Origin of the sequence: Bacillus sp. SG-1, assembly GCF_000181495.1 — a bacterium.
Lineage (GTDB): Bacteria > Bacillota > Bacilli > Bacillales > Bacillaceae_B > Rossellomorea.
Genome location: NZ_ABCF01000021.1, coordinates 23,777 through 41,975 on the forward strand (window position 1 = coordinate 23,777; position 18,199 = coordinate 41,975).

General features: G+C 45.4%; 18 protein-coding genes and 1 pseudogene. All 19 read left to right on the forward strand.

The genetic code is table 11. The features are described 5' to 3' along the window. Positions 1–5 precede the first annotated feature (5 nt). Positions 6–974, forward strand: a complete 969-nt coding sequence (gene paaA, locus BSG1_RS10855) for a 1,2-phenylacetyl-CoA epoxidase subunit PaaA (protein WP_006837067.1) — start codon at positions 6–8, stop codon at positions 972–974. A 15-nt stretch (positions 975–989) separates the two neighbouring features. Next, the gene (gene paaB / locus BSG1_RS10860; RefSeq protein WP_006837068.1) at positions 990–1,346 is read left to right on the forward strand and encodes a 1,2-phenylacetyl-CoA epoxidase subunit PaaB; all 357 of its coding nucleotides are present in this window, start codon (positions 990–992) and stop codon (positions 1,344–1,346) included. After that, positions 1,343–2,158: a 1,2-phenylacetyl-CoA epoxidase subunit PaaC gene (gene paaC / locus BSG1_RS10865; RefSeq protein ID WP_006837069.1), complete on the forward strand. Its 816-nt coding sequence runs from the start codon at positions 1,343–1,345 to the stop codon at positions 2,156–2,158. Before paaB ends, paaC begins: the two co-directional genes overlap by 4 nt. 6 nt (positions 2,159–2,164) lie before the next feature. Continuing rightward, entirely contained in the window at positions 2,165–2,662 is a 498-nt protein-coding gene (gene paaD / locus BSG1_RS10870) for a 1,2-phenylacetyl-CoA epoxidase subunit PaaD (protein ID WP_006837070.1), read from the forward strand. A 338-nt stretch (positions 2,663–3,000) separates the two neighbouring features. Beyond that, positions 3,001–3,309 (forward strand): EthD family reductase, encoded by a 309-nt coding sequence (locus tag BSG1_RS10875; protein ID WP_006837071.1) that lies wholly within the window; start codon positions 3,001–3,003, stop codon positions 3,307–3,309. Further along, positions 3,302–4,081, forward strand: coding sequence for an enoyl-CoA hydratase/isomerase family protein (locus BSG1_RS10880; protein WP_006837072.1), 780 nt, complete (start codon positions 3,302–3,304; stop codon positions 4,079–4,081). Before BSG1_RS10875 ends, BSG1_RS10880 begins: the two co-directional genes overlap by 8 nt. A gap of 13 nt (positions 4,082–4,094) precedes the next feature. Next, the gene (locus BSG1_RS10885; protein WP_006837073.1) at positions 4,095–4,868 is read left to right on the forward strand and encodes an enoyl-CoA hydratase-related protein; all 774 of its coding nucleotides are present in this window, start codon (positions 4,095–4,097) and stop codon (positions 4,866–4,868) included. Between the two features lie 225 nt (positions 4,869–5,093). Further along, positions 5,094–6,611, forward strand: a complete 1,518-nt coding sequence (locus BSG1_RS10890; protein WP_006837074.1) for an aldehyde dehydrogenase family protein — start codon at positions 5,094–5,096, stop codon at positions 6,609–6,611. A 109-nt stretch (positions 6,612–6,720) separates the two neighbouring features. Continuing rightward, positions 6,721–7,569: a 3-hydroxyacyl-CoA dehydrogenase gene (locus tag BSG1_RS10895; RefSeq protein ID WP_044022751.1), complete on the forward strand. Its 849-nt coding sequence runs from the start codon at positions 6,721–6,723 to the stop codon at positions 7,567–7,569. 16 nt (positions 7,570–7,585) lie between these two features. Further along, complete coding sequence (locus BSG1_RS10900; protein ID WP_044022752.1) at positions 7,586–8,788, forward strand: acetyl-CoA C-acyltransferase; 1,203 nt, start codon at positions 7,586–7,588, stop codon at positions 8,786–8,788. 497 nt (positions 8,789–9,285) lie between these two features. After that, complete coding sequence (paaX, locus tag BSG1_RS10905; RefSeq protein WP_044022753.1) at positions 9,286–10,161, forward strand: phenylacetic acid degradation operon negative regulatory protein PaaX; 876 nt, start codon at positions 9,286–9,288, stop codon at positions 10,159–10,161. Positions 10,162–10,177: 16 nt separating this feature from the next. Next, positions 10,178–11,128, forward strand: a complete 951-nt coding sequence (locus tag BSG1_RS10910) for an NAD(P)H-dependent flavin oxidoreductase (protein ID WP_006837078.1) — start codon at positions 10,178–10,180, stop codon at positions 11,126–11,128. A gap of 343 nt (positions 11,129–11,471) precedes the next feature. Beyond that, on the forward strand, positions 11,472–12,461 hold the full coding sequence (locus tag BSG1_RS10915; protein ID WP_044022754.1) for an ABC transporter substrate-binding protein: 990 nt from the start codon (positions 11,472–11,474) through the stop codon (positions 12,459–12,461). Between the two features lie 205 nt (positions 12,462–12,666). Beyond that, positions 12,667–13,689 (forward strand): ABC transporter permease, encoded by a 1,023-nt coding sequence (locus tag BSG1_RS10920; protein ID WP_006837080.1) that lies wholly within the window; start codon positions 12,667–12,669, stop codon positions 13,687–13,689. Next, positions 13,673–14,467 (forward strand): ABC transporter ATP-binding protein, encoded by a 795-nt coding sequence (locus tag BSG1_RS10925; RefSeq protein WP_044022755.1) that lies wholly within the window; start codon positions 13,673–13,675, stop codon positions 14,465–14,467. Before BSG1_RS10920 ends, BSG1_RS10925 begins: the two co-directional genes overlap by 17 nt. Positions 14,468–15,203: 736 nt before the next feature. After that, positions 15,204–15,587, forward strand: a complete 384-nt coding sequence (locus BSG1_RS10930) for a thioesterase family protein (RefSeq protein ID WP_044022756.1) — start codon at positions 15,204–15,206, stop codon at positions 15,585–15,587. A gap of 72 nt (positions 15,588–15,659) precedes the next feature. After that, entirely contained in the window at positions 15,660–16,766 is a 1,107-nt protein-coding gene (locus tag BSG1_RS10935; RefSeq protein ID WP_006837083.1) for a Leu/Phe/Val dehydrogenase, read from the forward strand. 26 nt (positions 16,767–16,792) lie between these two features. After that, on the forward strand, positions 16,793–17,857 hold the full coding sequence (gene pdhA / locus BSG1_RS10940; protein ID WP_044022759.1) for a pyruvate dehydrogenase (acetyl-transferring) E1 component subunit alpha: 1,065 nt from the start codon (positions 16,793–16,795) through the stop codon (positions 17,855–17,857). Further along, positions 17,857–18,199: pseudogene (locus BSG1_RS10945) on the forward strand (alpha-ketoacid dehydrogenase subunit beta); the annotation flags it as partial. The gene pdhA and the pseudogene BSG1_RS10945, both read left to right, overlap by 1 nt.

The window sequence follows — 18,199 nt, forward strand, 5'->3', positions numbered from 1 at the left end:
TTTACATGAGTGATACAGCATCATTTGCGGCACTGCCAGAAGAGGAAAAAATGGCCCACTTTATGAAGCGGATTGAAGCCGGGGAAAAAATTGAAGCTGATGACTGGATGCCGGATGAGTATAGAAAGACATTGATCAAATTGATATCCATGCATGCTATCAGCGAAATAATGGGAGCGCTTCCAGAAAAAGAGTGGGTTCCAAAAGCCCCAACACTTGGTAGGAAGCTCGGCATCATGGCGAAAGTGCAGGATGAAATGGGCCATGGACAACTTCTTCTACGTGTAGCGGAAGATTTGATGAAACCTTACGGAAAAACGCGTGAAGAAATTATGCAGGACTTATTTTCAGGAGATTTAAAGTTTCATAACGTGTTCCATATGGAAGCTCCGACTTGGGGAGATGCCGGATTGATCGGATGGCTGGTTGATGGTGCTGCAATCATCACACAAACCAACATGCTTGGTGCTTCTTATGGACCATATGCAAGAGCCTTGAAACGGATCTGCGCTGAAGAAGTATTCCATGCCCAGCATGGGGAAGCAATCATTATGGCATTGGCAGAAGGTACACCGGAACAGAAAGCGCTTGTCCAGGATGCAGTTGACCGCTGGTGGGAGGCCCTGCTGATGTTTTTCGGACCGGGAAGTGCCTCCACGACGGGATCGTCTAAACAGGATATTACAATTAAATACGGAATTCGGACGAAAACAAATGAAGAACTGAGACAGGATTTTTTTACAAAATATGTACCGAGAATTCTTTCACTGGGATTGACGATTCCAGATGAAACGATGCATTTCGATCAGGAGAAAGAAGAGTGGATCTATCAGCAGCCTGATTGGAGCAGATTTAAGGAGATTGTGAAAAATAACGGTCCAAAATCAAAAGAGAGATTGGACCTTAGAAGGATATCTTATGAAAATAACGCCTGGGTCCGTGAAGCACTGAGCGGGGATACAGCGGCAGGATAGAAGGGGGACGGTGACATGTCTGATAAGAGCAGGAATTTTTACCAGGAATACGAAGTGTTCAGCAGAAGAACAGATAATGCCCCGATGCAGCATCAGTTCAGCCTGCTTGCACCCAATCAGGAAATCGCCCTGGTGATGGCGCAGGAGAACTTCATGAGAAGGGAACCGGCAACAGATATCTGGGTCGTGAAAAGAGCGGACATCCGCAAGATGAACCAGGAGGAAAAAGAATCGCTTCAACGTCTGGATAACAAGGATTACCGCAATGCAAAGGGCTACGGTTACCTGAAGAAAAAATGGCGTCAATACGAACAGGAAATGCTGGATGAGAAAGAAATCATGTCCTGGGAAGGGAAGGTGAAAAAGTCATGACGGTGAGCAATGCTGTAGAAGTAAAGGATGAAAAATATAAAACGGCCTTGGTCGAGCTGCTGTATCAGCTGGCAGATGACGATTTCATCATTGCCTACAGGGGATCGGAATGGCTCGGGCTTGCCCCTCATATAGAAGAGGATGTTGCATTCTCATCTATCAATCAAGACACGATGGGGCATGCAGCGATGTTCTACCGGCTGCTTGAAGACTTGGGTGAAGGAGAAATGAACAGTCTCGCCCATGCCAGGGGAGCTGATGAGCGGCGCAATGCCATCATTTTAGAAGAAGTGAATGGTTCAGGAACCTACCTGGTGGAGCCGAATTACGACTGGGCATTCGCCGTTGTGAGAAATTATTTTTATGCCCAGGCGAAAAAGATCAAGATCGAATCATTAAAGAATGCTTCCTATCAGCCATTGGCTGAGGCTGCGGTTAAGGTGAATATGGAACTGTATTACCATCTTTTGCACTGGAAGACTTGGTTTTCGCAGTTGATGAACTCCAACGGTGAAGCGAGGAAGCGCATGATGAACGCAGTTGAAAAGACTGTCGCAGATTTTGCCGGAGTATTGTCATTGGGTGATCAGGGGGAAGAAATGGCCAAAGCAGGACTCATTGAAGGCGAGGATATGCTCGTCATGCGTTGGAAGAATGCTGTGGAACCAATCTTTGAATCTTCTAATCTTTCACTACCCCCACTGGAAATGCAGAGAGGGAATGGACGAAACAAGGTACATACCGCAGATCTTGAGCAGGCCATTGGAACATTGAGCGAAGTCTACAACTCAGATCCGGCAGCTGCCTGGTAAAAGGGAATGATTCAATTGACAGTAAGAGATGAACGCATATTAAACATACTTCAGCAGGTGAAAGACCCTGAGATTGATTCAGTCAGTATAGTTGAATTGGGGATGGTTGAACAGGCTGAGTTCCAGCATGGCAAGGCCGTGGTTAAACTTCTGCCCACATTCATGGGGTGTCCTGCATTGGAAATCATCAAGGGCAATGTGGAAAAAACACTGCTGGCGGATCCAGGAATCTCTGAGACAGATGTTGACTTCCTTTTCAGTCCGCCATGGACATCCGATAGAGTTTCCGAGATTGGCAGGGAAAAGCTCAAAGAATTCGGTATCGCGCCTCCTCCTGAAAAACTGGAGGAAGACGGAGGCTGGAAGGTCAACTGCCCATACTGTGATTCACCATACACAACCATGGACAACATCTTCGGCCCGACCGCCTGCAGAAGCATTCTCTATTGCAAGCAATGCAAGAACCCTTTCGAAGCAATGAAACCAATATCTACAATTATGTAAAACTGTGCTGGAAATCATGGGATTTTTCTAAAAGGTTTTTTGGTTTTTAAGTAAGAGTTGATTGGAGCGGAAGGTGAGTGATCTCCTGCGGGAGCAGCGGGACGTCTAGTTACAGCACCCAGCCCCTCGGGATCAAATAACCCGAAGAGAATAAAAGGGAAAAGCGCCTTTTCTTCTCTTCGGAACATTTGCCTGTCGGGGCTGACCGGGGTGCTTCCACTTTTGAGGACAGGTGAGACCCCGCAGGCGCAGCCGAGGAGGCTCACGCCCGCCCCGCGGAGTCACTCACCTGGAGCGGAAATCAACGGTTATTTTCTAATTAAAAGGAGAGATTTTAAATGGTAAAACTAATCGCACTTTACAAGCATCCTGAAAACAAGGAACAATTCGACGAGCATTACTTTAATACGCATGCACCGATCACAGCAAAGATTCCAGGATTAAGAGAAATGAAAGTTACCAAGATTGTCGGTTCCCCAATGGGCGGCGAAGGAAAGTACTATCTTATGTGTGAAATGGTTTATGACAGCCATGAGTCATTGAAAGCTGCCATGAAATCTGACGAAGGTAAAGCTTCCGGAAAGGATTTAATGTCTTTTGCCGGTGACCTCGTTACATTGATGATCGGTGAAGACCTGAATGAATAGGAATTACGACTATATCGATGTAAGTGTGGAAGAGGGAATCGGTTTAGTCGAACTGAACCGTCCGAAAGTCCTGAATGCCATCAACAGGCAGATGGTGTCTGAGATTCTCTCAGCTTATGAACAGTTCGACCGTGATCCTGAAGTAAGAGTCATTCTTCTTTCAGGAAAAGGCAGAGCGTTTGCGGCAGGGGCTGATATCGACGAAATGGCCAAGGACAGTGCAATCGATTTTGAGCTTCTGAATCAGTTTGCTGATTGGGACCGGATCGCCGTCGTGAAAAAGCCAATCATCGGGGCAGTCCAAGGGTTTGCCCTCGGAGGTGGTTTTGAAATGGCTTTGTGTTGTGACATGCTGTTTGCTGCCGATGACGCCGAGTTTGGCTTTCCGGAAGTGAACCTTGCGGTGATGCCTGGCGCCGGAGGGACCCAGAGATTGACGAAGCTGATTGGCAAAACGCGGGCGATGGAATGGCTGATGACAGGAGACCGAATGTCTGCGGATGAAGCACACCGCTTGGGGATCATCAATCGGGTAGTCGCAAGGGAACTTCTAATGGAAGAAACGAAGAAATTTGCTGCAAAGCTTGCGAAACAGCCTCCGTTGTCACTTCGATTGATTAAAGAGTCTGTTCATAAGGCAGTAGATAACTCACTGTATGAAGGAATGCAGTACGAGCGCAAGAATTTCTCTCTGCTTTTCGCTTCTGAAGATCAAAAAGAAGGAATGAAAGCATTCATCGAAAAACGGAAACCGCATTATAAAGGAAAGTAAAGGAGGCATCACCATGTTCGAGACGATCCTCTATGAAGTCAGTGATGGAGTGGCCTGGATCAGGTTGAACAGACCTGATAAGCTCAATGCCTTCATTGGGCAAATGAACAGGGAGATTGCCAACGCACTTAAGCAGTCTTCCAGGGATGAAGCTGTCCGGGCTATAGTAATTACAGGGGAAGGCAGAGCTTTTTGTTCAGGCCAGGATTTAAGTGAAGTAAGTGAAGACATGGACCACGGGGAAGTCCTGAGAAATAATTACGGTCCGATGGTCAAGGAGCTTGCAGCCTGCGAAAAACCAGTGATTGCCGCGGTGAATGGTGTGGCGGCAGGGGCAGGTATGAGCCTTGCGCTGGCTTGTGACTTCCGATTGTTATCAGAGAAAGCGAGTTTTGTAGAAGCCTTCATTCATGTAGGGCTCATCCCTGACTCAGGGAACCTCTACTACCTGACCCGTCTTGTCGGCCATGCCAAAGCATTGGAGCTGGCGGTATTTGGTGAAAAGATCACTGCGGAAAAGGCAGAAGAGCTGGGGCTTGCCAATAAGGTTATAGCACTTGAAGACTGGGAAAGCGAAGTCAGGGTATATGCTGAAAGACTTGCAAATATGCCGACAAAAGCAATCGGTCTCATTAAGAGATACTTGAATGAATGCTATGATTCAAGTTTAGAAGAGTATTTGGAAAAAGAAGCTTATGGCCAAAGGATTGCCGGCCAGAGTGCAGACCATCTTGAAGGTGTGGGAGCATTCATGGAAAAAAGAAAGCCTGTATTTCAGGGGAAATAAAAAGCTTATTTTCTTATGAATTGTTGGTTTTATAAATGAAAGGCTGATTGGAGTGGAAGGTGTGCGACCTCCTGCGGGACTAGCGGGACAGGTGAGACCCCGCAGGTGAAGCCGAGGAGGCTCACCGCCCGCCCCGCGGAGTCGCGCACCTGGAGCGGAAATCAACCCTCTCGTTAAAAAGCAACATAAGGAAACTAGCTAATAAAAACTTGAGGAGATGAGAATATGTCAACTGTAAAAGAACAAAATTTCGAAGTCCTTGAAACAAAACGTGAACATTATGGAATGATTATCAATGGTGAAAGAACGGATAGTGCATCCGGAGAGACCTTTACTACATACAACCCGGCAACTGGCGAAGCAATTGCCACTGTAGCCAAAGCGACGACAGAAGACGCAGAGCGTGCCGTCCAAGCAGCAAGAGACGCATTTGATAAAGGGAAGTGGAAGAAGTTCCCTGTGAATAAGCGTCAAAGAGTAATGATGAAAATTGCCGGTATCATGAGATCCCGTTTCAATGAGTTGGTTTCACTCGAAATCATGGACAGCGGTAAATCGTTATCAGCCGCCCAAGGTCAAGTTATGCAAGCAATCGAAGACTTTGAGTTCTATGCAGGAGCCATTGTCGGCCACCGTGGATCAGTGAATAATGTTCCGGGCCAATTCTCAAATGTTGCAGAAAAAGAGCCTGTAGGTGTCTGCGCGCAGATCATTCCTTGGAACTACCCAATGATGATGGCAGCGTGGAAAATCGCGCCGGCAATCGCTGTTGGATGTTCAGTTGTCGTGAAACCGGCTTCGCTTACGCCACTGACAGCAATCGTCTTGGGAGAAATCTGTATTGAAGCTGGAGTTCCTCAAGGGGTTGTCAACGTCATCCCTGGTTCCGGTTCGACAATCGGAAACTATCTTGTAGAGCATGATCAAGTGGATAAAGTTGCTTTCACAGGATCGACTCCAATCGGGAAAAACATCATGGAGAGAGCTTCTCAAACATTGAAGCGCGTAACGCTGGAGCTCGGCGGAAAATCGCCTAACATCGTTTTCGACGATGCAGACGTAGATGCAGCTGTAGATGGTTCCCTGTTCGGTATTTTCTATAATACAGGTCAATCTTGTGAAGCACGTTCAAGACTTTACGTACACGAGGATATCTATGATGAATTCATGGAAAAATTCGTTGCCAAAACGAAACAGCTTTCTCTTGGCGATCCGTTTGATAAAGGTACACATATTGGTGCCATCATTGATGACAGTCAGGTAAAGACTATCGACGGTTATGTGCAATCAGCCAAAGAAGAGGGAGCAACGATTCTTACTGGCGGCAAACCTGCAACAGTTGAAGGCTTTGAAAACGGTCACTGGTATGAGCCGACCATCATCACAGATGTGAACCACGAGATGAAAGCGGTTCGTGAAGAAATCTTCGGACCTGTCGTTGTGGTAATGAAATTCAGTGATGAAAAAGAAGCGATCAAACTTGCGAACGATACCGTTTACGGTCTTGGTTCTGCTCTTTGGACAAAAGACCATGCCAAAGCAACAAGAGTTTCAAAAGCGATCCAGGCTGGAATCGTCATGGTTAACTGCCCGTTCTCGGCATTCCCTGGAACACCATTCGGCGGCTACAAGCAATCAGGGTTCGGAAGAGAGCTTTGTATCGAAACACTTGATCTTTATACAGAAACAAAGAGTATCATTTCTTACTTCGGCAGCCGTCCATTAAACCCATTCGGTTTATAAAATAAATCAGCATGCTCGGGACTGCGGGTCCATCCGGTTTAAGCGGATAGGCACCAGTCCCTTGGTGCGTATATTAATGAAGAAACTCGACTTAAGAGGAGGCAGGACGATGGATAAACTGGTCGTGATTGGATCCGGCGTAATGGGAAGAGGAATCGCCTATGTCAGTGCTGTCGGTGGTTTTCAGACAACGCTCGTTGATGTGGAACAAAGGCAGCTGGACAGTGCCCAGGGAGAACTGACTTCCATTTTTCAAAAAGGGGTGGACCGCGGGAAGCTTTCGAAAGAAGAAAGCACTGATGCTCAAGGAAGATTGAGCTTTTCAACTGATATGGCCAAAGCTGTTGAATCAGCTGACCTGGTGATCGAAGCGGTACCTGAAAAGACAGAAATCAAGAAAGCAGTATTTGAAAAAATAGATGAGTATGCGCAGGAATCTTGTTATTTTGCGACAAACACATCAACTATGAGTCCGACAGAAATTGCTTCCTTTACGGGACGTCCTAAAAAAGTAATTGCCATGCATTTCTTTAATCCTGTACATAAAATGCCGCTGGTGGAAATTGTCCGCGGTTTGGAAACAAGTGATGAAACAACTCAATTCGCAGAAAACGCCGCTAAACGAATGGGTAAAGAAACGGTGGTCATTAATGAGTTTCCTGGCTTTGTCACAAGCAGGATTTCTGCGCTTGTGGGAAATGAAGCCTTCTATATGCTGCAGGAAGGTCTTGGAACGCCGGAAGAAATTGATAAAGCGATCAAGTTGGGCCTGAATTACCCAATGGGACCTTTCGAACTTGGTGATCTAGTAGGCCTTGATGCGAGGCTGAATAACCTCAAATATCTTCACGAAAAGCTTGGGGAGAAATATCGTCCAGCACCTTTGCTCGAAAAATATGTGAAAGCAGGAAGGCTGGGAAGAAAATCTGGGCGCGGAGTCTATGACTACACGAAGTAAAGAAGGAGGAGCCGCGATGAAAGAAGTAGTAATCGTCGATGCAGTCCGTACACCAATTGGAAAATATAAAGGTGCGTTGAAGAGTGTTCGCCCGGATGATCTTGGCGCTGTCGTAATTAAAGCACTGCTGGACAGAAATCCGGCGCTTTCCTCGGAACATGTGGAAGAAGTCGTTCTGGGGAACGCTAACGGGGCGGGAGAAGACAACCGTAACGTGGCAAGAATGTCAGCGTTATTGGCAGGGATGCCGGTAGAAACAAGTGCCACAACAATCAACCGTTTATGCGGTTCTGGTCTTGATGCGGTCAATTATGCGGCGAGGGCAATACTTGCCGGAGAAGGTGAAATCTTCATTGCCGGAGGAACCGAGAGTATGACGAGGGCCCCATTTGTTATGGGCAAACCAGAATCTGAGTATCCCCGAGGCAATATGGAGATGTTTGATACAACAATCGGCTGGAGATTCATCAATCCCCGTCTGGCACAAAGATACGGAACAGACAGCATGCCGGAGACCGCAGAAAATGTGGCGAAGCAATACAACCTCACAAGGGAGGACCAGGATGAATTTGCCCTTCACAGCCAGCTGAAGGCGAAGGAAGCAATGGAATCGGGAGTTTTCCATGAAGAAATTGTTCCGGTCGTTTACAAAGACCGAAAAGGAAATGAAATCACAGTCGATCGTGATGAACATCCGCGTCCAGACTCCAGCATGGAAAAGCTGGCTAAGCTGAGACCTCTTTTTGAAAATGGTTCTGTAACAGCCGGCAATGCATCCGGTGTTAACGACGGTGCTTCAGCACTGCTGTTGATGACTGCGGAAAAGGCCAATGCGCTTGGTGTGAAGCCTCTTGCCAAGTATGTTGTTTCAGCAACGGCGGGACTGGAACCGTCTGTCATGGGACTTGGTCCTATCTATGCAACGCAGAAGGCCCTGAACAGAGCACACCTTGATAAAGAAGACCTGGGCTTAATCGAATTGAATGAAGCTTTTGCCTCCCAATCCCTGGCGTGTATTAGAGAGCTGGGACTTGATTCCGCACGCGTCAACGTTAATGGAGGAGCAATTGCCTTTGGTCATCCATTGGGAGCGAGCGGCGCCAGGATACTGACGACCCTGCTGTATGAAATGAAACGGCGTGAAGTCAAGCACGGGCTAGCTACCATGTGTATTGGCGTGGGGCAGGGCATCGCTACCATAGTGGAACGGGTTGAATAAGTCCGGCACGTGCTATTTTGTGGGTGTTAAAGAATTGACCAGTTAATTGGTGTGAGAGTTTGAGAATAATCGTAATTGACATACAAAAATAACAGGGATTTGTATGTCGATCTCTGCAAAGTGAAGAATAACATACAAAAACCAGTAACATTAGTATGTGATTTTCCAAAAATTTAAATCGATGTAGCAAAAGAAACGAATTTTACTTGTAAAACTCGGTTATTTGCTATGTGGTCAAAAGCGTAACTGGTCAGCCGGCTAATCACTTTACGCAACTTACCATTCCATAGAGACGTATGTCTTTATGGAATTTTTTCAATATAATGATTGCTGGATTGATCTCAGATTGGGGAATTTTCATAAAAGTGATAAAAGTCATTCTTTTTATTTAAAAGAGGCCATATTATGTGATAGAATAATGGTTAACGTAAAAATGACGTCACAAATATATTATTTTAACAAAATGTCTTGTGAGGAGTAAGAAAGAGGCGAACAGATTGAACACTAGATCAATGATTTTCACTTTATACGGGGATTACATCCGCCATTACGGCAATAAAATATGGATCGGGAGCCTGATCAAGCTGTTAAGGGAATTTGGTCATAATGACCAGGCTGTCAGGGCCGCCATCTCAAGAATGAACAAGCAGGGCTGGGTCCAGGCAGAAAAGCAGGGAAATAAAAGTTATTATTCTCTTACCGACCGCGGGCTGAAGCGGATGGAAGAAGCTGCACAGCGGATTTTTAAACTGCAGACTGAAACATGGGATGGGCAATGGAGGATCCTTATGTACACCATTCCGGAGGAGATCCGCAATGTAAGGGATGAACTCCGTAAAGAGCTGGTGTGGAGCGGATTTGGAACGCTTTCCAACAGCTGCTGGATTTCTCCGAACAACCTGGAAAAGCAGGTCTATGATCTTATAGATAAATATGATATCAAACAGTATGTCGATTTCTTTATCGCCAAGTATGACGGACCGAACGAAGATCAGCACATCATCAGTAAAAGTTGGGATCTTAAGGAAATCAATGAAAGATATGAGGAATTCATTTCGGATTACAGCCAGAAATATGTAATTGATAAAAATAAGATTGAAAAAGGAGAAATGACAGAGGCGGAGTGTTTTGTCGAGAGGACCAAACTCGTTCATGAATACCGGAAGTTTCTTTTCGTTGATCCTGGACTTCCGGAAGAATTGCTTCCTGAAAAGTGGCTCGGAGGCCATGCTGCCACCCTTTTCAGTGACTTTTATAAAGTTCTGGCAAGACCCGCCTCGCAATTTTTCGAAGAAGTTTATCAAGAAGGAAATGAACTGACGAATAAAGACCAATCTTATAATATGTTTGACCATCCATTGATTCTAGATTGAAAAGGGGGAGTAGGCCATGCGTGATGTAACGGGCATCCTCGGAATCCGGTATCCCATTCTGCAAGGCGGGATGGGGAATATCAGCAATGCGCAGCTGACGTCAGCTGTATCGGAAGCGGGAGGGCTTGGAACAATCGGGGCCGGGACGATGACGGCTGAAGAAGTAGAGGGAATTATAGTGAGGGCAAAAGAACTGACAGAGAAACCCTTAGCACTCAATATCCCCATCTCGGTCACGGACCATCTGAAAGACATGGTGGAACTAGTCTTGAAGTATGAGCTGGATGCAGTTTCTCTATCAGCAGGAAATCCAGCACCGCTTATTCCTGTCTTCAAAGAAAAAGGAATTAAAGTCATCTGTGTGGTCGCTTCAGCCAAGCAAGCTGCCAAAGCGGAAAAAGCTGGGGCAGATATCATTGTCGCAGAGGGATATGAAGCTGCCGGGATTAACTCCAGTCTCGAGACGACAACCCTTACTTTAATACCGCAGATTTTAGAAGCAGTAAATGTTCCGGTGATTGCTGCAGGTGGTATTGGGGACGGGAGGGGACTCGCGGCAATGCTGGCTCTTGGTGCCTCGGGAGTGCAAATGGGCACCAGGCTGATTGCAACGAAAGAAGCTCCTTTTCATGAAAACTATAAAAAAACCTTAATCGAAGCTGATGATAAAGGGACAGTGATTGTCGGCAGAACGGTCGGGCGTGTCCGCCGAATCATGAAAACACCCTATGCAGAGAAACTTCTCAATCATGAAAGGGAAGGAATGAATCCGGAAGAGTTTGCTAAGATCACATCGGAGGACTATCATAAAAAAGGTGCCTTGGAAGGCAAGCTCGATGAAGGCTTCATAAATGGCGGACAGGTCAGCAGCCTGATTGCCGATACGCCGGGTGTCAAAGAGCTATTCCAAAGAATGGTAGCAGAAGCGAAGGAGTGCTTGGCTGCCGGAGTAAAAATCCTAGATTAAAAGATGGGCATTCTGCTCGTCTTTTTTTGTTTATGGACAAACAACCGCTTTATACCTCTCCCTGAATAGCCTCTTCTAGTGTTATTGTTTACTATAAAAAAATAAATAGATTGAAAAAACAATAGAAACCAATAGGAAAACATTATATAATGATAACAATTTTTAATTTTCGGAATATTGTTGACTTTCTCGCAACTTCGGTGATACTATAACGTTGTAATTACGATGATATTACTTTATATCACACTAAAGCGCTAAAGTCTATTTCGTTTAAGCTTTTTGGTATAGAGGGGTACACGCCCCTATATATAAATATTTCTTTGTAGAACAAGGGGGAGTTCAGTTGAGAAAGAGTTTGCTATTATTAAGTTCTGTTTTGGCAGGGTCACTGATGCTTGCAGGTTGCGGAAATGATAAAGATGCCGCATCTGGAGACAAGCAGTATACAATCGGGGTTACCCAGATTGTAGAACATCCATCATTGGATGCAGCTTATGAAGGATTCAAGAAAGCTCTGGCTGAGAATGGGTACGAAGAGGGGAAAAATGTAAAGTTTGATGTTCAGAATGCCCAAAATGATCAAAGCAACTCACAGAGTATCGCTAAAAAGCTTGTAGGCGACAAAGTGGACTTGATATTTGCGAACTCAACTCCAAGTGCACTGCATGTTCTGAATGAAACGAAGGAAATACCTATTGTGTTTACATCCGTAACGGACCCGGTTGGGGCAGGGTTAGTTGAAGCTTTCGATAAGCCTGGTGATAATATCACTGGCACAACAGATACAAATCCAAATGCGATTCCGCAAACGGTCGGTTTTATGATTGATGAAGTAGGAGCTAAGACAATCGGTGTTATTTATAACTCAGGAGAACAGAATTCAGAAGTTCAAGTTAAGCAAGTAAACGAAATCGCTAAAGAAAAAGGCGCGAAAGTTGTAGAAGTATCCATTTCCACTTCTGCAGAAGTAAAACAGGCAGCTGAATCTTTGGTTGGACGAGTGGACGCCATTTATATTCCTAAGGACAACACAGTTGTATCGGCACTTGAGTCTGTCATTTCTGTTTCGAACGACAAAGACATTCCGTTATTCGTAGGTGAATTGGATTCCCTCAAACGCGGCGGTGTAGCAGCGAGCGGGTTCAGCTATGAAGACCTTGGATATCAAACGGGTCTCATGGCAGTGAAGATTTTGAACGGTGAGAAGAAAGCATCAGAACTTAACGTGGAAACTCCTGAAAACGCTGTCTTGACAGTTAACAAGGCGGCTGCTGAAGAACAGGGAGTAGAAATCAAGGATGATTGGGCAGATCTGGTAGAGTTTTTAGAATAGGTTGTCTCGTGTAAATTGTTACTTTCGGAAAAATCCCAAGCCGGATTTTTCCCCTGATTACAAATACTCTCTCTTTGAAAAGAGAGAGTAGCCCTTTTCTTTTTTGCTTACCAAGATATTTCAAGGTAATCAGGGTGATGTCTTTCAAAATTCTTATTGAAAAGATACAAGAAAAGAGCTTTAGAATAAGGAAGGGTGATACATCATGTTTACCGCAATTTTTGGTTCCGTTGAATCAGGAATCATCTACGCCATTATGGCGCTTGGAGTATATCTATCTTTCCGGATACTGGACTTTCCAGACTTGACTGTTGATGGGAGCTTTGTAACAGGGGCGGCAGTTGCTGCCACACTTGTTGTAAGTGGTGTGAATCCTTTTGTGGCGACACTGGTATCTATTCTGGCTGGTTTTATAGCCGGCTGTATTACCGGAATTATTCATACGTTTGGAAAAATTAATGCACTTTTATCCGGAATCTTGATGATGATTGCCCTCTACTCGATCAACTTGAGGATCATGGGGAAATCAAATGTACCGCTTTTAAATCAGGATACTTCTTTTACACACGTTGAAAGCTTTTGGGCTAAGCTCGGGATTGATTCAGCAATGGAAAGTATGTTTACTGCTGTCGGTTTAGGTGAGTTTGTGCCAAGTACGTGGGGAATTCTGTTCTTCATGATACTCGTGACTTTCCTGATTAAATTCCTGACAGACAGATTCCTAAAGACGGAAATCGGGTTAGCCCTCAGAGCAACTGGGGACAACCAGAGGATGATCAGAAGCCTTTCCGCCAATACCAACATACTAATCATTTTAGGGCTTGGAATTTCGAATGCGATGGTAGCCCTTTCCGGAGCCTTGATTGCCCAGTACAGCGGATTTGCAGATGTAGGTATGGGAATCGGGATGATTATTATCGGTTTGGCGTCGGTTATCATCGGAGAAGCTTTATTTGGCACTAAAACGATTGTCAGAACGACACTTGCTGTCATTGGCGGTGCCATCATCTACCGGATTGTGGTCAGTATGGCGCTGAGAGTGGAATTCTTGGAAACAGGTGATATGAAATTGATCACAGCGACTATCGTCATCCTGGCACTTATTTTGCCGAAAGTTATGGATCGTTACAAAGAAAAGAAACGTAAGGCTGCAAAACAGGCCCAGCGGCTTCAGGAGCTCGCTTTAAGTCCAAAGGGGAAGGATGATAGCAGTGTTACAATTAAATAGGATTCATAAGATTTTCAATGAAGGCACACCTGATGAAAAAGTAGCACTGGGGGATGTAAGCCTGACAATGAACCCTGGTGATTTTGTAACGGTCATCGGGAGTAATGGTGCAGGAAAGTCCACGCTGATGAACATGGTCTCCGGAGTCCTTACCCCTGATACTGGCGAAGTAATCATTGATAACAATGACGTGACGAGGGTTTCGGAATACAAGCGCTCCAAATTGATTGGAAGGGTGTTCCAGGATCCAATGGCAGGCACTGCCCCGACAATGACCATTGAAGAAAATCTCGCAATGGCTTATGCACGAAATAAAAGAAGGACGCTGAAAAGCGGTGTCACCAAAAAAAGAAAAGAATACTTCAAAGAGGTGCTGGAATCTTTGCACCTTAATCTGGAAAACCGCTTGAATGCCAAAGTAGGCCTTCTCTCAGGTGGGGAACGCCAGGCTCTGTCCCTTCTGATGGCAACATTTACAGAACCGTCCATTCTCCTGCTGGATGAGCATACCGCGGCACTGGATCCCTCACGTGCAGCGCTGATTACCAACCTGACAAAGGAAATCGTCGCCAGATACAACTTGACGACATTGATGGTAACTCATAATATGCAGCAGGCCATCGACCTTGGCAACAGATTGATCATGATGGATAAAGGCGAAATCATTTTGGAAGTAAATGAAGATCAGAAAAAGGACCTGACTGTGGAAGGACTATTGAAAGAGTTTCAAAGAATCAGAGGAACACAAATGGCAAGCGACAAAGCAATTCTTGCCTGATGACAAAAGGATGGAGACCCCATCCTTTTTTTGTTTGACTGCATATTTAGGAACTTCCGGCGACTTAGATTATTAGAGATTTGGGGTCTTGAATCCTAATCATTTGAGAGTTGCTTTGCATAAGGTATGGGTTGGGTCCTGGCTAAACGTACCCCTTGAGCACTGATTGGGTTGTTGAAGGGACACGATTAAGACTAAACGTGCCCCTAGAATGCAGATTGGGTTGTTGAAGGGTAAAGTTTAAGAGCTAAACGTACCCCTTGAGTGCTGATTGGGTTGTTGAAGGGTAACGATTAAGAGCTAAACGTACCCCTTGAGTGCAGATTGAGTTGTTGAAGGGTAAAGTTTAAGAGCTAAACGTACCCCTTGAGTGCAGATTGAGTTGTTGAAGGGTAAAGTTTAAGAGCTAAACGTACCCCTTGAGTGCAGATTGGGTTGGTGAAGGGGCACGATTAAGAGCTAAACGTGCCCCTTGATCGCAGATTTAGCTGGTGAAGGGTAACATTTCCAAGCCAAACCTATCCCTTGATCACTGATTTAATCCCTGAAAATAATCAAAAAATGAATCCAATATCAGAACGATTATCCCATTCTACAAGTATATGAATGATATAATGAAGTTATAATGTTTTTAATTTTTACAATTGATTGACTATTTATTATACAAAATGTTATTATATCGTTGAATTAACGTTATATGTTTTTGTGAGAAATGGTGTTTAAAAGGAGGGTCAATATGAAGTCTGGCATGAAGGTGGGACAGACGGCTTCCGTGACTGTCACGGTGACTCCTGATATGTTTGCCCAATTTGACGGGGAAGTTGTGCACCCGGTCTACTCGACCGTATCAATGGTCTATCATATGGAATGGGCTTCGAGAAAAATCATCCTTCCCTTTCTGGAAGAAAACGAGGAAGGAATGGGAGGGGCTGTTTCCATGAAACATATCGCTCCCAGCAGTGAAGGCACAACCGTCACCATCACAGCAACATTGACGGAGCTGCAATCAAACATTGTGATAACGAAAGCAGAAGCCAGAAATGAAAATGGTCTGATAGGAATAGGGGAAGTGAAGCAGGTTATCCTGCCGAAAGAAAGAATCAGGATGATGGGGAAATAGGGAGATTGATTCCGATATTGTTAGTCGGAATTTGTAAGCGGTTACAAACAAAGGGTATGAGGAGATGATTTCATGGATATGTTTGAGAAAATTCGTGAGCATGAACAAGTGGTTTTCTGTAATGATGAAGAGACCGGTTTGAAGGCGATCATAGCCATACATAATACGACACTTGGGCCGGCTTTGGGCGGCTGCAGGATGAGGCCATATAAATCAGTTGATGAAGCATTGGAAGATGTATTGAGGTTATCTAAAGGCATGACTTATAAATGTGCGGCAGCGGATGTTGATTTTGGCGGGGGAAAAGCGGTCATCATCGGCGATCCCCAAAAAGATAAGAATCCCGAATTGTTCCGTGCTTTCGGCCAATTCGTAGAATCATTGAATGGCAGATTCTATACGGGAACCGATATGGGGACGACACCAGAAGACTTCATCTATGCGCTGAAAGAGACGAACTGCATCGTCGGGGTAGACGAGGAGTACGGCGGCAGCGGTGATTCTTCCATACCAACCGCAATGGGAGTCATTTACGGACTTCAAATCACGAACAAAACGGTTTGGGGAACCGAAGATTTGGGAGCCAGGAGCTATGCCATTCAGGGGCTTGGCAAAGTCGGCATTAAAGTAGCAGAACGCCTGATGGATGAAGGGGCTGAACTATACATTACAGATATTAATCAGCATGCAATCGATGCTTTGGTATCCAGGGCGAATGAAAAAGGTGTTGGAATCAAAGTGGTGTCCGGCGAGGAAATTTATTCAGTTGATGCTGATGTGTTCGTACCATGCGCAATCGGTGGAATCATCAATGACGATACCGTAGAAAAGTTGAAGGTGAAAGCGGTCGTTGGCTCAGCCAATAATCAGCTTATGGACACGAAGCACGCTAAAAGGCTGCATGAAAAAGGTATTCTATATGCACCTGATTATATTGTCAATGCCGGTGGCCTGATCCAGGTGGCAGACGAGTTGTATGAACCGAATAAGGAACGTGTCCTGCAGAAAACACGGACGATTTATAATTCCTTACAGAGAATTTATGCCCAGGCCGAAAGAGAAGGCATTACATCTGAAGAGGCTGCAAACCGCTATTGCGAAAATCTTATCCAGACGCGTTCACGCCGAAACAGCTTTTTCTCTCATATGAAAAGACCAAAGTGGTCAGTACGGACATGATTCAGTCCAGAGATAGAGGTGAAGAAATGGAAGAACAGTTTCCGATTAAGAGAATAATAGATAACGATGGCACTCTGCTGGGAGACAAAGATCCCGGTATCACTGAACAATTGGCTAAGGAATTCTACCGTCATATGGTCAGGATCAGGACATTCGATAAGAAAGCCATAAGCTTACAGAGACAAGGGCGAATTGGGACCTATGCTCCTTTTGAGGGTCAGGAGGCTTCACAGGTCGGCAGTTCTGCTGCACTCAAAGAAGATGACTGGATGTTTCCCTCTTACAGGGATCATGGTGCAGCGATGACGTTCGGGCACTCGCTGAGAAACATTCTTTTATTTTGGAAAGGCAGGAATGAAGGCTGCGTTCCACCTCAAGGGAAAAAGATATTTCCGCCGGGCATTCCGATTGCCACGCAGCTCCCGCATGCGGCCGGTGCTGCATACGCTGAAATGAGGAAGGGCACGAAAAATGCGGCCATCGTATACTTTGGTGATGGTGCGACATCTGAAGGCGATTTTCATGAAGGCCTCAATGTCGCAAGTGTCCTCAATGCGCCGGTTGTCTTTTTTAATCAAAATAATGGATTTGCTATCTCTGTACCCATCAAGAAGCAGATGAAAACCAAAACCATTGCGCAAAAGGCACTGGCGTATGATATCCCGGGAGTGCGCATTGACGGGAATGACATTTTTGCGGTTTATTTTGAAACGTTAAAAGCTTTAGAGAGGGCCAGGAATGGTGAAGGTCCGACGTTGATTGAGGCGGTGACGTGGAGATATGGCGCTCACACGACGGCCGACGATCCGACGAAATACAGGGATCAGTCAGAAAGTGATGAACGCAGGAAGCTTGGAGATCCAATTGCCCGACTTCAGCGTTACATGGAAAGGCAAGGCTGGTGGGATCAGGAGTGGGCTGATTCTGTCCAAAAAGAATATACGGCAGAAATGGATCAGGCTGTAGAGGAATTAGAGAGCTATCCGGAAGCAGATCCGAAAGTGATATTCGATTATGTATTTGAAAAGCCGACATGGACAATTTCTGAGCAAAAAGACCTGCTGCTCCAGCAGTTAAGGGGTGAAGGATAATGAAAACGGCGGTAAAAACAAATAAGCTGACAATGGTCGGGGCCATTACGGACGCCATGCGGGTCATGCTCAAGGAAAAAGAAAATGTTTTGCTCCTTGGTGAGGACATTGGTAAAAACGGGGGCGTATTCCGGGCAACAGATGGATTACAGGAAGAGTTCGGAGAGGAAAGGGTCATGGATACGCCTTTAAGTGAAGCGGGCTTTATTGGTGCAGCAATCGGCATGGCGGCGAACGGTTTTATCCCTGTAGCAGAAATCCAGTTCCTCGGATTTATTTATCCTGCCTATGAGCAGCTGATGACACATGCTTCACGCTTGCGGGCAAGGACACTCGGACATT